We start from the raw sequence: 21567 nt of genomic DNA, 5'->3' as shown, positions 1-21567 counted from the left end.
ACGGCTGGAGATAACCACATCCAGAACGCAGAACCGACCACTTCGAGACTTCGTGGTCCACATGAAAGACGCTCACCGCAGCACTACAGATAACGATGGGATTATTCGACCAGATCTTCTGCCAATGGGCCTTCGGGAACGCGCTGAACGCCAACACGTCGGTCTTCGCCTCGCTCATCATGGCGGCCACCTTGGGAAACGAGGCGGCCAGGGTGTCGGCGACCCGGTCCCACTGCTCAGCCACCTCGGCCGGGTCGGTGTGAGCGAAGATCGTCTTGACCGCCGCAGTCACTGCCGGGGCGTGCTTGGCCGCGACCGCGGTGTGCAGGTTGCGCATGAAATGCACCCGGCAACGCTGCCAGGATGACCCAGTGAACTGTTGTGCCACAGCGGCTTTAAGTCCGGCATGGGCGTCGGAGATGACCAGATGCACCCCCGTCAGACCGCGAGCGCGCAGCGAGGACAGAAACTCGCGCCAGAACTCGTAGGACTCGCTGTCACCCACGGCGGTGCCCAGGACTTCGCGGGTGCCGTCGATGGACACCCCGGTGGCCACCACCAGCGCTTGAGAGACCACGTGGGCCCCCCCACCCGCACCTTGCAGAACGTGGCGTCGCAGAACACGTACGGAAACTCGGTATGGGCCAGGCTGCGGGTACGGAACGCCTCGATCTCTTTGTCCAGGCCGGCGCAGATCCGGGAGACCTCCGACTTGGAGACCCCCGATTCGACGCCCATCGCCGCCACCAGATCATCGACGCTGCGGGTGGACACTCCGTGCACGTAGGCCTCCATGATCACCGCGTGCAGCGCCTTATCGATGCGGCGGCGCCGCTCCAACAGTGACGGGAAAAACGACCCGGCCCGCAGCTTGGGGATCTGCACCTCGATATCACCGGCGGTGGTCGAGACCGTCTTGGGGCGGTGCCCGTTGCGATGCGTGCCACGGCCGTCGGTGCGCTGGTAACGCCGGGCGCCGATCGCCTCGGTGGCCTCGGCCTCGATCAACGCCTGCAGCCCGGCGCGGATCAGCTCGGCGAACACCGCCCCAGCATCAGCGGACTTGAGCGCGTCGAGCTGGGTGAGCAAGGCAGAATGGTCCTGGGTCATCGCGTGGTAGGTCCTCTCGTGAGTCACTTTGGTCGGTAACTCACTGACCACTACGCGATGGCCCACCCCAACACCGGCAACGACACACCCGGCCAAAGGTCCGGCACCGTCAGACCCAGGTCCCGAAACCCCACCACGCCAGGGGACTTACCCTCGCGATGGCCCACCCCAACACCGGCAACGACACACCCGGCCAAAGGTCCGGCACCGTCAGACCCAGGTCCCGAAACCCCACCACGCCAGGGGACTTACCCGACAAGCATCGGGTGCATCGGCGCACGGTGCGCCAGGCGTTGGAATCGGCGGTTGTCGCTTGCTGTTGACCGTCCCTCTGGGTGACGACCACGACGGTGATATTCGTCATTGGTCTTGCCGATAACCGATGTGCGGGATCATGGTCGTCTGCATCATCACTGCGCCCACGATCGGCCTGGCTGCCGGTCGGGCCGTCGATCGCCCACTCGGACCTCGACGCGGTGAGGATTCCTCTGGTCGTCACGGTCAGTGACGGTGGCCGACCCAGATCTGGTGTCGCCCAACATGAACTGACCCCTATGCCCGCCCGATGGTGATAGGCAAGGCTGATGTGTCATGGACTGGCTCCACGTTGATCGTCGCCCGCACCACCGAACTTGCCGAGCAACTACTCGCCGACGGCGAGCTACGCTGCCCGCTCTGCAACACCGGCCGGCTGGCCGCCTGGGGATACGGCCGACAGCGCATCGTGCGCGACCGCGACGGCACAACAGTGACCGTGCAACCTCGCCGCACCCGATGCCGATCGTGCTCATCGACGCACATCGTGATGCCCGCCGCCCTGCAACCACGCCACGCCGACACCACCGCGGTGATCGGAACGGCTTTGGTGCACAAGGCCAATGGACTCGGACACCGGCGCATCGCTACCGTCATCGACCGGCCCGTGTCCACAGTGCGGCGCTGGCTGCGCCGCCTGTCCCCGGCACACCTGGAACGCATCTACCAAGACGGCGCCCGACAGCTACTGGCACTGGACCCACGCCGGAAGCCAACAGTTGGGTTGCGGTCAGCCCGAAGGTGGACTTGAAGCGATCGGCCAGGTGTGACGGGCTGGCGAATCCTGCCTCGGCGGCAGCCTCGGTCAAGCTCTGCCCCGCGCTGATCCCAACACCGGCACGCAACAAGCGGATCCACAGCCGGTAGCGGCGCAAACTCGTTCCGGCCTCGCGCCGAAACAGGTGCAGGAACCGGGACTCGGACAGCCCCGCGTCGGCGGCGAGCTGACGTGCGGACGGTGAAGCCGGCGAATCGGCGGTGACGCGCCGCACCGCGTCGGCGATCCGCGGGTCCATCCGACGCGTGGTTGCTGGGGCGGCGATATCCAGCCAGTGTCGCGCGGCATCATCGTCGGTCGGCGGCCTCCCCAGCGCCTGCTCGTCGGCGTGGCCGAACGCCAATTCACCCGAGGCGCCGCGACATTTGTCGCGGCACCCGCTTGCGCGGTCGGAGGTCGGGTCGAGATAGCAGGACACCAGCCGGCCGCCGTGCGTGTCGAGGTGGTGGGTCAGGCGCGGCGGGATGAGCACGCTGCGGGCGGAAACGACATGCTCACAGGCGGTGACGGTCACAGGACGGTCGACGCCGATCGCCAGGCACCACACCGACCCCGAATGCGGTGCCAGGTCCAGACCCGGCCCGGTGTAGAGCGCCTGCCCGGGCCACAGCCACACCGACGGGCAGCAGGTTCGTGGAAGCGCCGAAGGGGCCGCTGCTGTCATGGTGATCTCCTACATCCGTGAAGTGGAGGTTAGCGTGGAAACCGCTGTCATCGTCGCCGCTGCAGTGTTCTTCGTCGGCATGGGGGTGTACGCGCTGGCGGCACCGGGACGGTTGCTCGCCCCGTTCGACATCACCCTCGGGTCTGCGTCGGCGCGCGCCGAGGTCCGTGCGGTCTACGGCGGCTTCGGCCTCGCCATCGCCGCGATGCTCGCGGTCGCGCTCACCACGCCGGACTTGAGGGCCGGCATCGTGATGACGGTCGCCGCCGCACTGGCGGGGATGGCATTCGGTCGGCTGTCGTCGGTCCTCGGCGGCCGAACCGGCTTCTACCCCAACTGGTTCTACTTCCTCGTCGAGGCGTTCGCCGCGCTCGCGCTGTTCACGGCCGCCTGACGAACCCGGGACAGCGACCCGCTTACGATCGACCCATGACCGATCCGCGGAACCGATGCGTCGTCGTCGTGGTGTCACGGTGTCCGATGACTCGGTGATCGACGCCGATGCGGTGGTGCTGGGGGTGCCGGCCTAAAACCTTCGGTCGTTGTTGGTCGACGTGCCGAGTTCGCAAGACATTCGGCTGGCGGCCAAGAAGCTCGAGCCGATCCCGATCATGAACGCCTACGTGTTGCTCGAACGTCCGCTCGGCACCGTGGCGCCGTGGAAATTGTTGCTGGACAACGATATCGACTGGGTGTTCGACCGCGACCGCATGCACGGTCCGTGCGAAGACGGTAACCACCTCTACGCGCTCACCAGCTGCGCTGTCTACGACCTGATGACGTTGAAGAACACCGACGTCGCCGACCGCCTCGTCGCGGCGCTGCGCGACAGTTACCCGGCTGCCCGCGACGCTGAGGTACTCGACGTCACCGTGGTGCCGTGGCCGAAAGCCACCTTCTCGTCCAGGGTGGGGATGTCCACGATCCGTCCGGGCAATCGGACCTCGCTGCCCAACCTCGCGCTGGCCGGTGACCGGACCCACAACGACTGGCCGACGACGATGGAGGGGGCGCGCAAAGTGCCGCCCGCGCGGTCGATCTCATCCACGGGCACTCGCCGCAGGCGACGGGCCGATATCCGTCGACGGCGCGACGAGCGGGTGAGAGGACAACAGAGCCGGTGACCCGTTGGGGCACCGGCTCTGGAAACGAGATCGTCGCGTCAGCGCTGGGCGTCCTCGTGGCGCCGCGCGATGGCGATGAGTTCAGTGCGGACCGTTGAGTCCGGCAGTGCATTGATCCGCGCATTCATGCGTCGCCGATTCACGGCGCGCTTCACGTCTGTACGAAACTGCGTGAACGACATTCCTCTTCAACTCCTTTATGGGTGCCCCGGATTGCGGGACACGTTGCTGTGACGTCCACTTCGTCGAGGATCGCCCGGTGAGTGGAACGCTCTGATGGTCCTTGTTAATTCTGGGTAAATCAAATTTGCGGGTGTGAGTTTGGCGACAGTCGGTGCCGATGCAGGTCAGTGGTTCACAGCCGACCTTGGCCGCTGGTGAGCGCCGTCTCCTCGGTGCCTAGGGGGTGGGTCAGGTCACACCGGCCACGGCATCCCGGTCGTTTGCTGAGGCTCGCCGGCGGCCGGGTGCCGCGTCCCGTGCGAGGGGGCGGTGTCCACCAGGTCCGTGGGTCACGCCGTAGCGCAGACGTTGCTCGGCCAGCACCCGGGCGTGATTGTCAAGGGCCCGGTACGTGCGCAGGGTGTTGAGGCCGGGGAGCGCGGCGATGATCCGGTTGGCCCCGCCCACCACCGGGCTCATCAACCCGGGCAGGTGCTTGAAGGCGTTATCCGGCACACCGAGTTTCGTTGCCGCCTCATCGCCCCCCGAGGTCAGCGATGCCGCGCCGAGCAGTGCGTGTGTGCGCATTCGGGACCGGCGGGACGAACTGCTATCGGGTGCCCCCGGGCACCCCCCGTATCTGAGCGCGCAATTCGGTACGGAGTGCACCCAGGGTGTTGTAACCTCACGCCATGGAGGTACTACGCTCTGTAGTTGTTCTGCTGCACATCGTCGGCTTCGCGGTCACCTTCGGGGCATGGGTGGCCGAGGCGGCCGCCGGCCGGTTCCGCACCACCCGGGTGATGGACTACGGCCTGCTGGTGGCGCTGCTCACCGGGCTTGCCCTCGCCGCGCCGTGGCCGGCCGGAATCGAGTTGAACTATCCCAAGATCGGCATCAAGCTCGTCATCCTGGTGATCCTCGGCGCACTTCTGGGCATGGGCAGCGCCCGGCAGAAGCGCACCGGGGAGGCGGTGCCACGCCCACTGTTCGTCGGGGTCGGGGTGCTCGCATTCTCAGCGGCCGCCATCGCCGTCGTGTGGTGAGCTGTCGAGGCTATTGCTCGCCGAGGCCGATCAACTCGGTGACGTGATGGTCGCGTCCGGCGGTGTAGCCGCCGTCGACCGCGATGGCCTGGCCGCTCACGAAGCTGGCGTCACCCGAGAGCAGGAAGGTCGCCACCGCGGCGACCTCGTCGGGCCGGCCGAACCGCCGCAGCTTGTGCTCATGGCGTAGGACCTCGCGGGGGGTGTCCATGCCGGGAAGGCCCATGACCGATTCGAACAACGGGGTCTCGATGAAGCCCGGGCAGATCGCGTTGACACGGATTCCGCTGGGCCCGTAGTCGATCGCGGCGTTCTTGCTGAGCAGCACCACCCCGCCCTTGGAGGCGTTGTACGCGCTGCCGCCCGCGGTCCCCTCGAGACCCTCAACGCTCGACAACGTGACGATCGACCCGCGCTCACCGTCGATCCGGTCCTGGACCATCATCTGGGCCAGCGCTGCGCGCATCACCACGAAGGTGCCCTTGAGGTTGATGTCGACGACGCGGTCCCATTCCTCGTCGGGCAGCATGTGGATCGGGCCCCCGCCACCCACGCCCGCCGAGTGGACCACGCCATCGAGCCGACCGGCCTTCTGCACGACGGCCGCGACCGCGCGGCCGACGGCGGCGGTGTCGAGCACGTCGGCGCAGTGGTACTCGAAGCGGGCCGCAAGGCCAGGCGGTGCCTCGACGGCGAGGTCGACACCGACCACCGAGGCACCCTCCTCGAGCACCCTCCTGACAGTGGCCGCCCCGATGCCCGACGCCGCACCGGTCACCAGAACGCCCTTGCCCGCGAGACTGCTCATCGGCACAGTATTGCCGACCTCGCCCTCGGCGAGGGCGCGCTGTTGTCCGCGACTCGCCGCGCGTAGGCGCGAAACCCGGGCGCTCGCGGGGCACGCCACGACCTAACATCCGATGATGACGTCAGCACCACAACAGTTCCTCACGGCGGGGCACGGTGGTGTCCGCATCGCCGCCGACCGCCACGGCGACCCCGACGCGCGGGCGGTGGTGTTCCTCCACGGCGGCGGTCAGACCCGTCGGTCCTGGGGCAGGGCGGCCGCGGCGGTGGCGCACCGCGGCTGGCAGGCCGTCACCGTCGACATGCGGGGGCACGGGGAATCGGACTGGTCGCCCGACGGCGACTACCGGGTGTCGAGCTTCGCCGCCGACGTCCGCGAGATCCTCGACCAGCTGCCGCCGCGACCGGTGCTGGTCGGCGCCTCACTGGGCGGCCTGACGTCGATGCTGCTGGCCGGCGAGCTCGCCCGCGGCATCGCCGCCGCCGTCGTGCTCGTCGACATCGTGCCCGACATGGACCCGTCGGGTGCGGAGCGGATCCACGCCTTCATGGCCGACAGGATGGTGGAGGGTTTCGGTTCGCTCGACGAGGTCGCCGACATGATCGCCGAGTTCAACCCACACCGGCCGCGCCCCGCCGATCTCGACGGCCTGCGAAACAACCTGCGCCGCAGGGGAGATCGCTGGTACTGGCACTGGGACCCGCAGTTCATCGACGGCACCGCCGCGCGGCCACCGCTCGAGGTGGCTGACACCGATCGATTGCATGCGGCCGTGGCCACGATTCTCGCCGACGGGGTACCCGTGCTGCTGGTGCGTGGGCAGGTCAGCGACCTGGTGAGCCGCGACCGGGCCACGGAGTTTCTCGCCCGCTTCCCGCAGATCGAGTTCGTCGACGTCGAGGGCGCCGGGCACATGGTGGCCGGCGACCGCAACGATGTGTTCGCCGATGCGGTGCTCGACTTCCTGGTCCGCCACGGCGACCGCGAATCCTGATCATCCACAGAATGCCAAATGTATGGTGTGGTGCATGCCACATGTCACCGGCGCTGCGGTGTGCGATCTGGAACTCGCGCGGCTGACGGGCCTGCCATTCGACGACTCCGACGACGTGATCCGCGCGGCCATCGACGAGGCCAGCGTGCCCGCGCTGCTGATGTCGATGGTGCACATGACCGGCGATCTCGGCATCCTCGACGAACTGCCCGGTCCGTTCATGCTCATCGCGATGGACCTGCAGGGCGGGATGAGCGAACCGGACAAGCAGGCAGTCCGTGAGCGGGCGTTCGACGTCGTCCGCGACTACCGCGACTGGGGCTGCCCGGCACCGTTCGTTCCCGACGAGCACCAGCTGCGGGTCATGCTCGACGTGATGTCCGCCGGGCAGGTGACCGACGAATTCGTCGACTACATCGCCGCGGACCTGCGGTTCACCGACGCCGATCAGGCCGGGCCGGTGCTCGCCTCGACCGCCGACCAACGCGCCGGTTTCCCGGTGGTGGTCATCGGCTGCGGCGAGTCCGGGCTGCTGGCGGGCATCAAACTCAAACAAGCAGGCATCCCGTTCACGATCGTCGACAAGCAGTCCGGGGTGGGCGGCACCTGGCTGGCCAACCGCTACCCGGGTTGCCGGGTCGACATCGCCAGCCAGTACTACACCTATTCATTCGAGCCCACCGACCACTGGGAGCACCACTACGCCACCCAGCCCGAGATCCTGCAGCACCTCAACGACGTGATGGCGCGCTACGACATCGCCGAGCACGTCCGGTTCGACACCGAGGTGACCGGTGCGGCGTGGGACGAGGCGAGCGCCACCTGGCGGGTGCAGATCCGAGACTCCTCCGGTGTTTCCGAGACGCTGACCGCCCGCGGGCTGATCTGTGCGGTCGGCCAGTTCAGCAACCCGGTGATCCCCGACATCAAGGGCGCCGGGGACTTCGCGGGCCCGGCGTTCCATACCGCCGACTGGGACGACACCGTCGATCTGGCCGGGAAGCGCGTCGCCGTCATCGGGGCAGGCGCCAGCGGGTTCCAGCTCGTCCCGGCGATCGCCGACACCGCCGCGCATGTCGATGTCTATCAGCGCACCGCGCAGTGGATGGCGCCCAACGTCAACTACCACGCACCGGTGGGGGAGGGTGCCCGGTGGGCCACCCGGCACCTGCCGTACTACGGGCGGTGGCTGAGGTTCGTGACGTGGTGGCCCATCGCCGACGCGCTCAACGAGCAGATCACGATCGACCCGGACTGGGACACCGGCGGATTATCGGTCAGCGCAGGCAATCACGCGATCCGTGAGATGTTCGTCGCGTGGATGCAGGCGTTCACCTCCGATGACGAACTGCTGGCCAAGGTCACACCGAGGTACCCACCGATGGGCAAGCGCACCTTGCAGGACAACGGAACCTGGCTGACCACCTTGCAGCGCGACGACGTCGACCTGATCACCGACGGCATCGCCGAGATCACCGCGGACGGTGTCACCGATGCCCACGGCGTGCACCGGCAGGCCGATGTGTTGTTGTGGGCCACCGGTTTCGACGTCAACCATCAGCTCGGGCCCATCGACATCCGTGGTGTGGGCGGCATCGGGCTGAACGACGCCTGGAGTGACGCCGCCTACGCCTACCTGGGGGTGACCGTCACAGATTTTCCGAACTTCTACTGCATGTTCGGACCGGGCACCAACGCCGTCAACGGCGCCAGCCTCATCTACAACTCCGAATGCCAGATGCGCTACGTCCTTGGATGTATCGACATGGTGCTCACGTCCGGTGCCGCCTCGGCGACACCGAAGGCCGCCGTGTGCGCCGACTACGACAGGCGCAGCCAGGAACGGCTGAAGACCATGGTCTACTCCCACCCGGCGGTCACGAGCAGTTACTACAAGAACTCCAAGGGTGAGCTGCCCACGCTGTTCGCGTGGCGCATCGTCGACTACTGGAAGTGGACCCATCGTCCGAACCGGGACGACTACGAGCTCAAAGCGCAATGACAACAGGAGGATTGATGACAGGACGGTTGGCCGGCAAGGTCGCCCTCGTCAGCGGAGGTGCCCGCGGCATGGGTGCGTCACACGCGCGCGAGATGGTCGCCCACGGCGCGAAGGTGGTGTGCGGCGACATCCTGGACGCCGAAGGCGAGACGGTGGCCGAGGAACTCGGTGATGACGTCCGCTACGTCCATCTCGACGTCACCCGCGCCGAAAACTGGGACACCGCGGTGGCCACCGCCGTCGCCGAGTTCGGCGGGGTCGACGTCCTGGTGAACAACGCCGGGATCCTCAACATCGGCACCGTCGAGGATTTCGACATGGCCGAATGGCACCGCATCCTCGACATCAATCTCACCGGGGTATTCCTCGGCATCCGTGCGGTGGTGCCGACGATGAAGCAGGCGGGCCGCGGGTCGATCATCAACATCTCCTCGATCGAAGGCATGGCGGGCACAGTCGCCTGCCACGGCTACACGGCGACGAAGTTCGCGGTCCGCGGGCTCACGAAGTCCACTGCTCTGGAGTTGGGGCAGTTCGGGATTCGGGTGAACTCGATCCATCCCGGCCTGGTGAAGACGCCGATGGCGGACTGGGTTCCCGAGGACATCTTCCAGAGCGCTCTCGGCCGCATCGCCCAGCCGAAGGAGGTCAGCAACCTGGTGGTCTACCTGGCCGGCGATGAGTCGAGTTACTCGACCGGTTCGGAGTTCGTGGTGGACGGGGGCACATTGGCCGGCCTGGCGCACAAGGACTTCTCCGCGGTGAATGTGGAGCAGCAGCCTGAGTGGATCAGCTAAATTTCTGTGCGGCCCTGGTCCATCCGGCGGCCCAACTCCGCTCGAGAGCCGATACCCAGCTTGCGGTAGATCTTCGTCAGGTTGTGCTCGACGGTCTTGGCGCTGATGAACATCGCCGCCGCGATGTCCTTGTTGGTGGCTCCCGATGCCGCCATCTCGGCGACGCGCTGTTCTGAGGGTGTCAGGCGGCTGAGGTCGTCGTTGGGCGTCACCACGGTGCGGGACAACTCGGACTGTGCGCGCCGCGCCCACAGCGGCGTTCCCAGCCGCTCGAACACCTGCAGCGCTTCGGTCAGATTGGCTGCCGCCGTGTTCTTCTGACGCAGCCGCCGCTGGAGCTGACCGAGAATGAGCTGAGTTCGCGCGCGCTCGAACGGCATCGGCAGCGCGTCGTGCTCGGCCATCGCCAGGTGCGCTGTCTGCTCGGCTGAGGTGACGTCGCCGCGTGCGGCCAGCAGCATCGCCCGGCAGCGCGCTCCCACCGCCTTCATCCAGACCCGACCGTGCTCGACGCCGTTGTGCTCGAGCGTGGCGGTGAGTGTCTCGGCCTCGTCGAGGCGCCCGACGCCGACCATCGCTTCGATCACGTCGGGCAGGTGCCAGGCATACATCAGCTCGGTGGCCGGTGCCCGCCCGGGCGCCAGAAACGCGGAGTCCAGCGCCTCCAGGGCCTCCCGGTGATTGCCGAGTGACTCCTCGAGGAAGCACAGCGTCATCCCCGGCCAGTCCGCGATGTGCGACGCGGTGCGGTTCTTCGTCGCGGCCAGGACCCACTGCGCATCGGTACGAGCGTCGGCCTCCCGGCCGGCGTACGCGGCGACCGCGGCGCGCACCGTCATCGGGATGATGAGGACGTCGTCGCCGCCGAGTTGCTGGGCGCGCTCCACGGCTTCGGCGGCCTCGGCGGCGGCCTCGGTGAGCTGTCCGCGCCAGACGTGGTTGATCGCCAGAAACCCGGCGATGGCCATCATGTCGCTCTCGGCGCCCCGTTCGACGCAGATGTCGCGCACCGCGATCAGCTCCCGGTGCGCCTGTTCCAGCCGGCCGGTCCACGACAGCGCGAGTGCGTGCACGAACGGCGCACGGAAGATGATCGGCACATCGAGGGTGCTGTCGTAGAGGTCGAGCGCCCGTTGCAGCGCGGCCTCGTCGAGGCCGCGGCCACACTGGAAATTCACGTGCACCGCCCAGGACAGCGCGGCGCTGGTGAGCCCTGGAACTCCCAGCTCCTCGGCGAGCTTGACGGCGTCGCGGACGTGCCTGCGGGCATCGTCGAGCTCACCGATGCTGTTCAGCGCGAAGGACAGTCGCAGCAGCACCGTCACCGTGATGGGCACGTTGCCGGCGGCGTCGTCGAGCGCCCCACGCAGCAGTTCGACGGCCTCGCTGTGCTCGTTCTGGTACCCGCGTACCGTCGCGAGCTGGCTCGCGGCCAGTGCGCGCAGGATGCCCGGCTCCATCTCGTCGGTCGCACCGAGCACCGTGCCCGCCTGTGCGGTGTCGCCGGCCAGGAAGTGGTTCTCCGCCGATTTGATCCGTCGCCACGGGGTGTCGCCGCCGAGATCGATCGCCAGGTCGACCAGTTCGGCGGCGGCGGCCGGGGCGCCCCGCGCCCGCGCGGTTTCGGCGGCCTGGTCGAGCGCGGTGAGAATCTCGTCGTCCGCGCTGACCGAGGCCAAGGCCAAATGCCTTGCTTTGAGCTCGGGTTGGGTTTCCAAGGCGCCCAACGTCCGGTGCATCGCGCGGCGCACGGTCGGCCCGGCGTCGGTGTAGACGCCGCTGGCCAGCAGGGGATGGCTGAAACGCACCCGGTTTCCCTCGAGCGTGACGATGCCCTCCGACTCGACCTGCTCGAGCCGCCGAAGCACCTCCTCGGTGTCGACATCGTTTGCGGCGGAAAGTAGTTCGACGGTAGGGTCGGCCACACACGCCGCCGTCAACAGCAGGGTGCGGACATGATCGTCGAGCCGACCGACGCGCCTGCGGACGAGTTCGGCGAGACCGGCGGGCAATGGCTGGTCGGCGCTGGACGGGCCGTCGCCGGTCGCCCGGGCCAGCTCGAGAGCGAAGAACGGGTTGCCGCCGGAGATCTCGGCGATGCGTAGCAGTGCCGGTCGCGACAGCGTCCGTCCGAGGCGCTGGGAGATCACCGCGTGCAGCTGCCGGGTTCCCAGCGGGCGCACCGCCGTCCGGTCCACCCCGTCGGGGCGGTCCAGATGCAGCCAGCCGGCTGTTTTTCCCTCCCCGGGTTCGCAGGTCTCGGTGATCAGGACGCCGAACGGGCCCTTCAGGCGGCGTGCGGCGAATTCGACGGCGGCGCGGCTCGAGTTGTCCAGCCACTGGGCGGCGTCGATGGCGATGATCACCGGCGAGTCCTCGGCCAGCGCGTGCAGGGCTGTCACGAAACCGGCGGCGACGACTCGCTGGTCGGTCGCGGGTCCGTCCGTGCCCGCGCGCAGCAGGACGCGGTCCAACGCGAGCCGCTGGAGGTCCGGGAGCTTCGCGAAGAGGTCGGGTTCGAGGCCACCCAGCAGGTCGGCCAGCGCCGCGAAAGCCATCACCGACTCCGTCTGCCCGACGCGCGCGGACAGCACCCGGTACCCGCGGTCGCGCGCCTGGCGCACCAGGTCCGACCACAGCGTCGACTTGCCGATCCCGGCCTGCCCCTCGATGATCAGTCCGGTCGGTCGCAGCGCCGCAGAAGCCAGGAAGCCAGCAACCTGCGGGTCTTCGGCCGATGACCTGTCAGCGGTGGACATATGGCCCATCATCGCAGTGGGCAAAGATCACCGCACTACTTCCGCACGTTCGACACGGTGGATTCGGCAAAGTTCGGTCGGAGTCAACTACCTGAGCCCGTCAGCGCAGCGCGACGACGATCTTGCCCTTGGCGGTCCGATCCTCCAGTGAGGCGATCGCCTCTGCTGCCTGCTCGAGGGGATACACCACCGGCTCGGGTGGCGGCACCGCGCCGGACGCCAGCATCGGGCCCAGTTCGGCCCACTGTTCCTGCAGGTAGCCGGGGTGGCTCAGGGTCCAGGCCCCCCAGCCGACACCGACGGCGTCGACGTTGTTGAGCAGCAGCCGATTCACCTTGATCGTCGGGATCTCGCCGCCGGTGAACCCGACGACGAGCAGCCGGCCGCCGGGTGCCAGCGAACGCAGCGAATCGGTGAACCGGTCGCCACCGACCGGGTCGACGACGATGTCCACGCCGCGGCCGTCGGTGAGCGTCTTCACCGCGTCCTTGAATCCGTAGGCGAGCACCACGTCGGTGGCCCCGGCCCTGCGCGCGATGTCGGCCTTGTCCTCGCTGCTGACGACGGCGATCACCCGGGAAGCCCCGAACGGGCCGGCCAACCGCAGCGTGGAGGTGCCGATCCCACCGGCGGCCCCGTGCACCAGCACCGTCTCCCCGTCACGCAGCCTGCCGCGGGTGCGCAGTGCGAAGTGCACCGTCAGGTCGTTGAACAGCAGCCCGGCCCCCGCCTCGAACGACACCGAATCCGGCAGCTTGAAGAGCCGTTCCGGTTGCAGCGCAACGACTTCGGCCATGGCGCCGCACAGCATCGTCAGTCCGGCCACCCGGTCACCGGGCTGCACGTGCGCGTCGTCGGGTGCGCTGCGGACCACGCCGGCGATCTCCGCCCCCGGGGTGTAGGGCATGGCCGGTTTGTACTGATACAGGCCGCGGGACTGCAGCGCGTCGGGGAAGGCCACCCCGGCGGCGTGGACGTCGACGACGACCTCGCCGTCACCGGCGGTGGGTTCGTCGATCTCGACGACCTTCGCGGCCTGCGGACCCTCGAGCTCGGCAATCTGTATCGCACGCATCCGACCATTTAACTGCACCGATTTCCGTGCTGTCCGGCGGTACAGTCAGGTACCCGGCAAAGCCGCCGGGACCAGGGCAGTGAGCAGGAGCGCGGATGGCACGAGGTGGGACGCGGCTGCGGGGCGCAGGATTCGCACCGGCACAGACACTGCCCCGGGGACAGATCGTGGACGTGCGATCCAAGGATGGCGTGCGATTGCACGCCGAGGTGTTCGGTCCGGAAGACGGATATCCGATCGTGCTCGCGCACGGCATCACGTGTGCGATTCCGGTCTGGGCGTATCAGATCGCCGATCTCGCCGAGCACTACCGGGTGATCGCCTACGACCACCGCGGCCACGGCCGCAGCTCGGTGCCGCCGCGCCGGGGCGGCTACAGCCTGGACTATCTGGCCGCAGACCTCGACGCGGTGCTCGACGCGACGCTGGCACCGGGTGAACGCGCCGTCATCGCCGGACACTCCATGGGTGGGATCGCGATCACGTCGTGGGCGGAGCGGCACCCGCACCGGGTCGCGCAGCGCGCCGACGCCGTCGCGCTGATCAACACCACCACCGGTGACCTGTTGCGCAACATCAACCTGCTGCCGGTGCCTGCGACGTTCGCCGAGGCGCGGGTGCGGGCGGGCGGCACCCTGGTGAAGACGTTCGGAGGAGCGCCGCTGGTGCGTGCCGTCGACCTTCCCGGTCGCCGCCTCATCTCCATGATCGCGGTGGGTCGAGGCGCCGACCCCGCGATCGCGAGGTTCGTGCACGAGCTGTTCACCGGCACTCCGCCTGCCGGTCGCGCAGGGTGGTCGCGGGTTCTGGTCAATCATCTCGGCCCGCAGCACATCGGGATGAAGAACCTCACCGTGCCGACGTTGGTGATCGGCAGCCGCCACGATCGCCTGCTGCCCATGGCCAGTGCACGCCGCATCGCGGCGACCGCGCCGAACCTGGCCCGTTTCGTGGAGCTCTCCGGTGGGCACTGCGCGATCCTGGAGTGTCCCACCGACGTCAACGAACACCTGAGGTGGTTGGTCGACACGGTTCACGCCGGGGCGAGCGAAGCGACGGGAGAAGATCAGGAGCGGCGCGTCAGCTCCTGATGCGCCTCGCCCGCGGCCCGCACACCGGAGCGCACCGCTCCGTCGAGGAAGCCGGTCCACTGGTCGGCGGTCTCCGTGCCCGCCCAGAAGATGGCCTCCACCGGGGTGCGCAACCACCGTCCGTGCGTCGTCCACGAACCGGGCGGTACCGCCGCGGTCGGTCCGCCGGGGGCGAATTGTTCCGCACCCCAACAATGATCGAGGTAGTCGATCGGGCGTGCCGCGGCTTCGCCGAACAGCGCGGCGAAACCGGCCAGGGCGACCTCCCGGCGCTTGTCGCTCGGGAGCGGGTCGAACATGCGCGAATCGGTGAACCCCAACAGGATCCCCGGTCCGGTGTCGCCGGGGCTGACGTCGAACGTGATGAACACCGGGCCCTCGTCGGAGAGGGCTTCACCCGAGCACCCGTTGTCCCGCCAGAACGGCTTGTCGTAGGCCGCGTACGCCTTGCTCAGGTGGCCCTGGGGCCAGTGCCGCGTCAGCTCCTGATGCTCGGGCGGCAACGGCGGGTCGAACTCGATGCCGGCGCGGTGCGCGGGCGGGATCGCGACGACGACCGCGCGGGCGGTGAACTCCCCGCGTGGCCAGGCGACGGTCATCGTGCCGTCCCGGTGTCTGCGGATGCCCGTCACCGCAGCGCCGAGGACCACCCGGTCGCCGAGTTCGTCGGCCATCCGCACCGCGATCTGCTGGGTGCCCGCGGGGAAGCGGTCCTGCTGGGCGCCGCCCTCGACGTCGAGCATGCGCCCGAGGCCGCCCGCGGCCTTGACGTAGCGGACCGCGTGCAGCATCGAGACGGCGTCGGGTTCACACCCCCATGTCACGCGCGCCATGATCGCCATCAGATCGCGCGTCGACGCGCCGGCGTGCACTGAGCGCAGCCACTGATCCAGCGAGATTGCGTCCAGGTCCGCGGCGATCGGCGAGGTCCACGGTTCGGCCACCGGGACCTTCCTGCTGATGCGGTCGAACCGCCACTGGATGCGCGACACGTCGACCAACTCCAGAATCGACAACCGCGGGATCGTGCTGCGGTACGAGCGCACGCGCCCACGCCAGCGGATCAGGTTCTTGCCGCGTCCGTAGGTGGGTACCCTCTCGCACCCCAGTTCGGCGGCCAACGCCAGCACCGCGTCCTGGGTCGGCCCGACGAAGGTGGCGCCCAGATCCACCGGAGTTCCGGCCAGTTCCCCGGTGTAGGACCTGCCGCCCACCCGGTCGCGACCTTCGACGACGACGACGTCGTGCCCGAGTCGGACCAGTTCGCGTGCCGCGGCCAGCCCCGCGAAACCGGCTCCCACGACAACGACGTCGACCATGGCCCCCATCCTCGCCGATTCTGGCGTGAAAACCTGCGCGTAGCGACTATTGGCCAGCCGAACCGACCCTGAGCAGGGCCGATCGGCGACGACGTGCCGCGTGAACGGGGTGTCGGACCGGTCTGTCGGAACCAGCCGGGTCCGACCGCGGGGGATTCACTGAGCGAGATCGTCGACGCGCTGAGGGGTTGACCCATATCGTGGTACGTGACCGGACCAAAGGAGGTTGCGGATGCACGAGCACTATTCAGATGATGCCGAGTTCTCCGACGTCTTGATCATCGGCGCGGGGATCTCCGGGATCGGGGCCGCCTACCGCATCAAGGAACGCAATCCGCAGCTGAGCTACCGGATCCTCGAGCGCCGTTCCCGCATCGGCGGCACCTGGGACCTGTTCCGGTATCCGGGCATCCGGTCGGACAGCGACATCTTCACGCTGTCGTTCCCGTGGGAGCCGTGGACACGCCCCGAGAACGTCGCCGACGGCGAGTACATTCGCGAGTACCTGACGACGACGGCGCACAAGCACGGCATCGACGAGCACATGCGGTTCGACACCTACGTGAAGACCGCAGAGTGGGACTCCGCGACGGACACGTGGACGGTGCGCGCCGAGCATGACGGGCAGGAGCGGCTTCACCGCGCCCGCTTCCTGTTCTTCGGCACCGGCTACTACAGCTACGACGATCCCTACACGCCCGAGTTCCCCGGCATCGAACGGTTCCGCGGTGAGGTGGTGCATCCCCAGTTCTGGCCCGAGGACCTGGACTACACGGGCAAGCGCGTCGTGGTGATCGGCAGCGGTGCCACCGCGATCAGCCTGATCCCGGCATTGACCGAGAAGGCCGCCCACGTCACGATGCTCCAGCGGTCGCCGACGTACATGATGTCGATGGCACGCGTCGACCCGATGGTGGACTTCATCCGTAGGGTCCTGCCGCGCAAGCTGTCTCACTCGGTGGTGCGGGTCCGCAACGCGGCGTTCCACATACTGACCTATTTCATGTTCCGCAAGGCGCCGAAATTCGGGCGCAAGCTCATCCGCAACCGCACCAAAGCCGCGCTGCCCGTGGGTTATGACGTCGACCTGCATTTCAGACCGAAGTACGACCCGTGGGACCAGCGGATGTGCCTGATCCTCGATCACGATCTGTTCGAGCGGATCAAGCAGGGCCGTGCCGAGGTGGTCACCGACACCATCGACCACGTCGACGAGACGGGCATCGTGCTGGCCTCGGGCGCCCGCCTGGACGCCGATGTGATCGTCACCGCGACGGGGCTGCAACTGCAGGCCCTCGGCGGCATCCGACTGTTCATCGACGACACCGAGGTCGATCCCACCGACCGCTTCGTCTACAAGGAGTATCTCCTCGAGGATGTGCCGAACATGGCGTGGTGCATCGGCTACACCAACGCGTCGTGGACGTTGCGCGCGGACATGACGGCCAAGGCCGTCGCGAAGTTGTTGGCCTACATGGATGCTCGCGGCTACACGCACGCCTACCCGCATCGTGGCGACGGGCCGATCACCGAGAAGCCGGCGTTCGATCTGCAGGCCGGTTACATCAAGCGGTCGCCGCACGCGCTGCCGAAGTCAGGGACGCACCGGCCGTGGAACGTGCGGCACAATTACGTGCTCGACGTCATCGATCACCGGTTCGACCGGATCGAGGAGTCGATGGTGTTCGGCCGCGCCGCGGTCCGCGAACCCCGCCCCGCCTGATCTGCGCCGGAATTGCATTCCGGCAGCGAAAGTTCGAGAGAAGGCCTGCTGGAATGCAATTCCGGCGAGGGGTTTACGGGGCGACGGTGAGCCAGTCGGCGAATCCCGACGGGTCGTGGCGGCCGAGCGCACCATGCTCGAACAGACCCCAGCCCTCACGTTCGGTTCCGTCGGCGTCACGGCACACCGCTCGGCCGACATGGTCGATGACGCCGAAGCCGGCACGCCCGACGATGGCCGGGTCGTTCATGTCGTAGGTGAGCCGCTCGGTGAAGTTCTCGCCCTTCCACATACCGTGGATCCAGTCGGAGTCGCCGCCGTAGCCGCCGCCGACGTGGATCGGTGCCGCCAGCTTGGACTCGACATCGAAATGGACCGGGCTGCCGTCGGATGCGGTGGCGTCGATCGTCGCCCCGGTGGGGATGCGGGTGCCGGACCGGTAGTTGATCTTGACGCGCGGCCACCCCAGTTGCTCGACGCGGCCGTCCTTCCAGATGCGCGTGCAGTCGTTGAGCGACCGGAACCCGCTGGGTTCCTCCTGGATGATCACGACGATGCCGAAGTCGTCGAACGCCATCGGCACGTACAGCCACCACATGCCCTCGAACGGCGGGTCCGCCGGCCGCCCTGCCGGTTCGGCCTCGCCGATGGGCCTGATGCCCCACGACCGGTCGCGGGTGCCGATCCAGCGGGACGGGTCGACGTCGATCGTCTGGCCGTCGACCTGCAGTTGGCCGCTCCACGTGCCTACCTGCGCGAACCGCTGGGCATCGAGGGTGACGCGGTTGCCCGCCCGCAGCACGTGTCGCTGCTCCTGCACGACGTCGAACAGTCCCTCCCAGGTGAGATCGGCTGCGACTCCCTCGGTTTCGTCGAGCACGATGCGCAGCTTGCGCAGCGGCTCGACGACCTCGACGCGGTAGGCGCCGACATGCTGGTTGAGCCGATCCTGGTCCATGGCGTCGGACAGGTGGACCGCGGTCTGGGTGTCGCCGCTCCCGCCGAATCTGCCGCCTCCGCGGCGGGACACGAGCAGGAACGCGTCCTTGACCCCCAGGTTCGGGTAGTAGCCGATCCCGGTGATGACGAATATGTCGCCGGTGCGGTCGTGGGCGTTGTAGTAGGCCCGGTCGTAGAAGTTGCGGTCGGAGGATCCGGGCCACGCGATCGGCTGGGGTACCTGGTGTACCGGGAATTCGTCCATCGGCCCGAGCATCAGTTGGCCTCTCCGATCAGTCTTTTCAGCAGTGACGCGTGGTAGAACAGCGTCTCGACGTCGTCGGGCTTCTCGATCTCCCCGAAGTGCACCCGGCGGGCCCCGGTACGCATGAACACGCAGCACCAGATGACGCCCGAGAACACGTAGAACCATTGGAGGTCGCCGACCTCGACGCCGGTCAGGTCGTGATAGGTCGCGCGGACATCCTCTTCGCGCAGGAAGTCCGGCATGCCGGGAAGCCCGGCGAGGTTGGTCAGCTCCTGGAAGACCATGTGCGCGAAGCTGATCCACGCGACGTCGAATTCGCGTGGGCCGACGGTGGCCATCTCCCAATCCAGGACCGCGACGGGCGTGAAGTCCCGGTAGATGACATTGCCGATGCGCGCGTCACCCCACACCAACACCGGTTCGGCCGCGGCGACGTCGGCGGGGAAGCGGTCCTCCAGCCAGGTCAGCGCCCGATCCACCAGCGGGGAGCGGCCGATGTCGGGCACGCTGAACTCATACCAGCTCTTCAGCCATCCGAAGTGCCGGTGCAGCGCGGTCTCGCCCGGCGGATCGGCGTCCTGGAGGAAGCCGAATGTCTGCTGCGCGTTGGGTATCGAGTGCAACCTGGCCAGCACCTCGATCGTGCTATCCTGCAGGTGCCGCTGCTGGTCGGCGGTGGCGTCGAAGAGCCAGTTGTCGCCGAAGGTGTAGGGCATGACGTCGGGCGGGACCATCCCGTCGACACGATCCATCAGGAAGAACGGCCGTCCCAGCACGTCGCCACTGGTCTCGAGCCAGCGCACCCGCGGCACCGCGATGTCGGTCAGCTCGGCGACCAGTCTAATCACCTCGTGTTGGTGGTCGAGGCGGTAGTGCTCGAAGACCGGAACGTCGGTCTCGGTGGGCGCGACCCGAGCCACCCATTTCTGTTCGACGACGTTGTGGGCCTGCAGCCAGCGCCCGGACAGCAGGATCGTCTCCGACGACATGCCGTTGGAATCGACGCCACTCTCCACGGTGATCTCGGGGGTGGTGTCTCCCAGGATGGTGGAAAGCCACCGGGACAGGGCCGCAGGGACGTTCGTCATGTCACGGCTGGACCGCTGAAGCCGTCCCACGTCCTCGACGGCTGGTTCATTTGTCACGAACTGGTCCTTCCCGCCACAGTTACGCTACCGTTGGTAGCGTTATGAAAGCAGAGCCGTCGCCGGTTGACAAGGGCCCGGGTGCTGGACGCCCACGGGACCCGCGTATCGACGCTGCCATACTGCGGGCCACCGCGGATCTGCTTGTCGAAATCGGCTATTCGAACCTGACGATGGCGGTGGTTGCCCAGCGTGCCGGGACCACCAAGACCGCGCTGTACCGTCGGTGGTCGAGCAAGGCCGAACTCGTCCACGAGGCTGCTTTCCCGGCCACACCCGCGTCGCCGCTGACCTCGCCGGCGGACATCGACACCGATCTGCGTGCCATGATCGAGGCGGCACGCGACATCTTCCTGAGCCCCGTGGTGCGCGCCGCGCTGCCCGGCGTCATCGCCGACATGTCCGCCGACACCGAGCTCAGGGAGCGGGTCGCCGCCCGGTTCACCGACCTGTTCGGCGCGGTGCGCACCTGGCTGCACGGCGCGATCGAGCGGGGGGAGGTGCGCGGCGGCGTCGACCCCGACCGGCTCGTCGACCTCATCGGCGGCGCCACGCTGCTGACGCTCCTGCAGGCGCCGGAGGACCTCGCCGGCTCGGCCTGGGTCGACAATATCGCCGCGATCCTGCAGCACGGGGTGGTGCCGTAGCGAGTTGTCCAGTGCCGCCTTCAGTCGGGCCGGATCTGTTCCTTGTTCCGCTGCGTCACCGCTTGGAACTGGACATCGAGGGTGTCGAAGTCCCGGAGCTGGGTGAGGGCGATCTTCTCCTCAGCGGCCAGCGCAGGCCCGGTCACCGCAGCCGCACCCGTCGTGTAGATCTCCTTGAGGCTGCGCATCGTCGGCCGCGGCACGTCGGCGATCTGCGCGGCGAGTTCGACGGCACGATCGAGCAGCCGCTCGTGGGCCACCACCTCGGTCACCAGCCCGATCCGCTCGGCCCGCGCGGCGTCGACGACCTCTCCGGTCATGGACAGCCGCCGGGCCATCGCCGCGCCGACGAGCTGGGGGAGCCGCGCGGTCATGCCACCGCCGGGCAGGATGCCCACCCGGGCATGGGTGTCGGCGAACACGGCGCGCTCGGAGGCCACGAGGAAGTCGCAGCCCAGCGCCATCTCCAGGCCGCCGGTGAAGGTGGCGCCGTTGATCGCGCCGACGATCGGGGTGCGCATCTTCGCCACGGCGGCGATGCAGCTCTGCGAGCGGAACTCCTCGAAGTACGACAGCCCGTCGCGCGGCCTCTTTGAGGTCGACTCCGGCGCAGAACGCGGGATCGGTGCCGGTCAGCACCACAGCCGACACCGACTCGTCGTCGTCGGCGACGGTCAGCGCCGCATAGGCGGCGCGGATCAGGTCCCGGCTCAGCGCGTTGCGGGCCGCGGGACGGTTCAACGTCACGACGCGCACGGCGCCGTGGTCGTCGGTCAGCACGAGCTGCTCTGTCATCACACC

General features: G+C 68.1%; 18 protein-coding genes and 3 pseudogenes. 10 read left to right on the top strand and 11 right to left on the bottom strand.

Annotation, left to right across the window (positions count from 1 at the left end; translation table 11 throughout):
• Window positions 1–94 precede the first annotated feature (94 nt).
• Window positions 95–1110 (bottom strand): annotated as a pseudogene (locus H7I57_RS03565) (IS256 family transposase); the annotation flags it as partial.
• Between the two features lie 565 nt (window positions 1111–1675).
• Here H7I57_RS03565 and H7I57_RS03560 point away from each other — a divergent pair.
• Window positions 1676–1993 (top strand): annotated as a pseudogene (locus H7I57_RS03560) (DUF6431 domain-containing protein); the annotation flags it as partial.
• A 25-nt stretch (window positions 1994–2018) separates the two neighbouring features.
• Here H7I57_RS03560 and H7I57_RS03555 read toward each other — a convergent pair.
• Window positions 2019–2867, bottom strand: coding sequence for a helix-turn-helix transcriptional regulator (locus H7I57_RS03555; protein ID WP_264021917.1), 849 nt, complete (start codon window positions 2865–2867; stop codon window positions 2019–2021).
• Window positions 2868–2901: 34 nt separating this feature from the next.
• On the opposite strand from H7I57_RS03555, the gene H7I57_RS03550 reads away from it, so the two are divergent.
• On the top strand, window positions 2902–3261 hold the full coding sequence (locus tag H7I57_RS03550) for a DUF4345 domain-containing protein (RefSeq protein WP_264021915.1): 360 nt from the start codon (window positions 2902–2904) through the stop codon (window positions 3259–3261).
• Window positions 3262–3421: 160 nt separating this feature from the next.
• The gene (locus tag H7I57_RS33415; protein WP_264021913.1) at window positions 3422–3991 is read left to right on the top strand and encodes an FAD-dependent oxidoreductase; all 570 of its coding nucleotides are present in this window, start codon (window positions 3422–3424) and stop codon (window positions 3989–3991) included.
• Between the two features lie 38 nt (window positions 3992–4029).
• Here the strand turns inward: H7I57_RS33415 and H7I57_RS03540 are convergent, their stop codons facing one another.
• Together H7I57_RS03540 and H7I57_RS03535 are read right to left on the bottom strand one after the other, a co-directional pair.
• Window positions 4030–4173 (bottom strand): hypothetical protein, encoded by a 144-nt coding sequence (locus H7I57_RS03540; RefSeq protein ID WP_264021912.1) that lies wholly within the window; start codon window positions 4171–4173, stop codon window positions 4030–4032.
• Window positions 4174–4402: 229 nt separating this feature from the next.
• Window positions 4403–4741 (bottom strand): hypothetical protein, encoded by a 339-nt coding sequence (locus H7I57_RS03535; RefSeq protein ID WP_264021911.1) that lies wholly within the window; start codon window positions 4739–4741, stop codon window positions 4403–4405.
• 104 nt (window positions 4742–4845) lie between these two features.
• On the opposite strand from H7I57_RS03535, the gene H7I57_RS03530 reads away from it, so the two are divergent.
• Window positions 4846–5199: a Fe-S protein gene (locus H7I57_RS03530; protein WP_264021910.1), complete on the top strand. Its 354-nt coding sequence runs from the start codon at window positions 4846–4848 to the stop codon at window positions 5197–5199.
• 10 nt (window positions 5200–5209) lie between these two features.
• Here the strand turns inward: H7I57_RS03530 and H7I57_RS03525 are convergent, their stop codons facing one another.
• A complete protein-coding gene (locus H7I57_RS03525) occupies window positions 5210–6007 on the bottom strand; it encodes an SDR family NAD(P)-dependent oxidoreductase (RefSeq protein ID WP_264021909.1) in 798 nt (265 codons plus the stop codon).
• Window positions 6008–6122: 115 nt separating this feature from the next.
• Between H7I57_RS03525 and H7I57_RS03520 the strand changes: the two genes are divergently transcribed.
• From H7I57_RS03520 to H7I57_RS03510, 3 genes are read left to right on the top strand one after another with little or no spacing between them, the layout of a single operon-like run.
• Window positions 6123–7001 carry an alpha/beta fold hydrolase gene (locus H7I57_RS03520; protein ID WP_264021908.1) on the top strand — a complete coding sequence of 293 codons (879 nt, stop codon included), beginning with the start codon at window positions 6123–6125 and terminating at the stop codon, window positions 6999–7001.
• Between the two features lie 34 nt (window positions 7002–7035).
• A complete protein-coding gene (locus H7I57_RS03515; protein WP_264021907.1) occupies window positions 7036–9003 on the top strand; it encodes a flavin-containing monooxygenase in 1968 nt (655 codons plus the stop codon).
• A gap of 14 nt (window positions 9004–9017) precedes the next feature.
• Complete coding sequence (locus tag H7I57_RS03510) at window positions 9018–9800, top strand: glucose 1-dehydrogenase (protein WP_264021906.1); 783 nt, start codon at window positions 9018–9020, stop codon at window positions 9798–9800.
• On the opposite strand, the gene H7I57_RS03505 is transcribed toward H7I57_RS03510, so the two are convergent.
• Both H7I57_RS03505 and H7I57_RS03500 read right to left on the bottom strand, forming a co-directional pair.
• Window positions 9797–12559: a helix-turn-helix transcriptional regulator gene (locus H7I57_RS03505; protein WP_264021904.1), complete on the bottom strand. Its 2763-nt coding sequence runs from the start codon at window positions 12557–12559 to the stop codon at window positions 9797–9799. The genes H7I57_RS03510 and H7I57_RS03505 overlap by 4 nt on opposite strands.
• A 100-nt stretch (window positions 12560–12659) precedes the next feature.
• Window positions 12660–13634 carry an NADPH:quinone oxidoreductase family protein gene (locus H7I57_RS03500; RefSeq protein ID WP_264021903.1) on the bottom strand — a complete coding sequence of 325 codons (975 nt, stop codon included), beginning with the start codon at window positions 13632–13634 and terminating at the stop codon, window positions 12660–12662.
• 95 nt (window positions 13635–13729) lie between these two features.
• Between H7I57_RS03500 and H7I57_RS03495 the strand changes: the two genes are divergently transcribed.
• The gene (locus H7I57_RS03495; RefSeq protein WP_264021901.1) at window positions 13730–14725 is read left to right on the top strand and encodes an alpha/beta fold hydrolase; all 996 of its coding nucleotides are present in this window, start codon (window positions 13730–13732) and stop codon (window positions 14723–14725) included.
• On the opposite strand, the gene H7I57_RS03490 is transcribed toward H7I57_RS03495, so the two are convergent.
• Complete coding sequence (locus H7I57_RS03490; RefSeq protein WP_264021900.1) at window positions 14701–16044, bottom strand: flavin monoamine oxidase family protein; 1344 nt, start codon at window positions 16042–16044, stop codon at window positions 14701–14703. The two genes, H7I57_RS03495 and H7I57_RS03490, sit on opposite strands and share 25 nt — an antisense overlap.
• A gap of 232 nt (window positions 16045–16276) precedes the next feature.
• On the opposite strand from H7I57_RS03490, the gene H7I57_RS03485 reads away from it, so the two are divergent.
• The gene (locus H7I57_RS03485) at window positions 16277–17767 is read left to right on the top strand and encodes a flavin-containing monooxygenase (RefSeq protein WP_264021898.1); all 1491 of its coding nucleotides are present in this window, start codon (window positions 16277–16279) and stop codon (window positions 17765–17767) included.
• A gap of 73 nt (window positions 17768–17840) precedes the next feature.
• Here the strand turns inward: H7I57_RS03485 and H7I57_RS03480 are convergent, their stop codons facing one another.
• Together H7I57_RS03480 and H7I57_RS03475 are read right to left on the bottom strand one after the other, a co-directional pair.
• A complete protein-coding gene (locus H7I57_RS03480) occupies window positions 17841–18983 on the bottom strand; it encodes an Rv3169 family protein (RefSeq protein WP_264021897.1) in 1143 nt (380 codons plus the stop codon).
• Window positions 18983–20119 (bottom strand): phosphotransferase family protein, encoded by a 1137-nt coding sequence (locus H7I57_RS03475; RefSeq protein ID WP_264021896.1) that lies wholly within the window; start codon window positions 20117–20119, stop codon window positions 18983–18985. Before H7I57_RS03475 ends, H7I57_RS03480 begins: the two co-directional genes overlap by 1 nt.
• 44 nt (window positions 20120–20163) lie before the next feature.
• Between H7I57_RS03475 and H7I57_RS03470 the strand changes: the two genes are divergently transcribed.
• The gene (locus H7I57_RS03470) at window positions 20164–20766 is read left to right on the top strand and encodes a TetR/AcrR family transcriptional regulator (protein WP_264021895.1); all 603 of its coding nucleotides are present in this window, start codon (window positions 20164–20166) and stop codon (window positions 20764–20766) included.
• Window positions 20767–20786: 20 nt separating this feature from the next.
• Here H7I57_RS03470 and H7I57_RS03465 read toward each other — a convergent pair.
• A pseudogene (locus tag H7I57_RS03465) lies at window positions 20787–21561 on the bottom strand (enoyl-CoA hydratase).
• Between the last annotated feature and the right edge of the window lie 6 nt (window positions 21562–21567).

The sequence above is a fragment of the Mycolicibacterium pyrenivorans genome, assembly GCF_025821625.1.
Lineage (GTDB): Bacteria > Actinomycetota > Actinomycetes > Mycobacteriales > Mycobacteriaceae > Mycobacterium > Mycobacterium pyrenivorans.
Note: the sequence above shows the minus strand (reverse complement) of the source record. Positions and strands in the feature narration are given on the sequence as shown.

Bases quoted from the DNA above. Each gene is read 5' to 3' on its own strand.
- H7I57_RS03555 (WP_264021917.1), bottom strand. From the start codon at position 2,867: ATGACAGCAGCGGCCCCTTCGGCGCTTCCACGAACCTGCTGCCCGTCG.
- H7I57_RS03540 (WP_264021912.1), bottom strand. From the start codon at position 4,173: ATGTCGTTCACGCAGTTTCGTACAGACGTGAAGCGCGCCGTGAATCGG.
- H7I57_RS03535 (WP_264021911.1), bottom strand. From the start codon at position 4,741: ATGCGCACACACGCACTGCTCGGCGCGGCATCGCTGACCTCGGGGGGC.
- H7I57_RS03530 (WP_264021910.1), top strand. From the start codon at position 4,846: ATGGAGGTACTACGCTCTGTAGTTGTTCTGCTGCACATCGTCGGCTTC.
- H7I57_RS03525 (WP_264021909.1), bottom strand. From the start codon at position 6,007: ATGAGCAGTCTCGCGGGCAAGGGCGTTCTGGTGACCGGTGCGGCGTCG.
- H7I57_RS03520 (WP_264021908.1), top strand. From the start codon at position 6,123: ATGACGTCAGCACCACAACAGTTCCTCACGGCGGGGCACGGTGGTGTC.
- H7I57_RS03515 (WP_264021907.1), top strand. From the start codon at position 7,036: ATGCCACATGTCACCGGCGCTGCGGTGTGCGATCTGGAACTCGCGCGG.
- H7I57_RS03510 (WP_264021906.1), top strand. From the start codon at position 9,018: ATGACAGGACGGTTGGCCGGCAAGGTCGCCCTCGTCAGCGGAGGTGCC.
- H7I57_RS03505 (WP_264021904.1), bottom strand. From the start codon at position 12,559: ATGTCCACCGCTGACAGGTCATCGGCCGAAGACCCGCAGGTTGCTGGC.
- H7I57_RS03500 (WP_264021903.1), bottom strand. From the start codon at position 13,634: ATGCGTGCGATACAGATTGCCGAGCTCGAGGGTCCGCAGGCCGCGAAG.
- H7I57_RS03495 (WP_264021901.1), top strand. From the start codon at position 13,730: ATGGCACGAGGTGGGACGCGGCTGCGGGGCGCAGGATTCGCACCGGCA.
- H7I57_RS03490 (WP_264021900.1), bottom strand. From the start codon at position 16,044: ATGGTCGACGTCGTTGTCGTGGGAGCCGGTTTCGCGGGGCTGGCCGCG.
- H7I57_RS03485 (WP_264021898.1), top strand. From the start codon at position 16,277: ATGCACGAGCACTATTCAGATGATGCCGAGTTCTCCGACGTCTTGATC.
- H7I57_RS03480 (WP_264021897.1), bottom strand. From the start codon at position 18,983: ATGCTCGGGCCGATGGACGAATTCCCGGTACACCAGGTACCCCAGCCG.
- H7I57_RS03470 (WP_264021895.1), top strand. From the start codon at position 20,164: ATGAAAGCAGAGCCGTCGCCGGTTGACAAGGGCCCGGGTGCTGGACGC.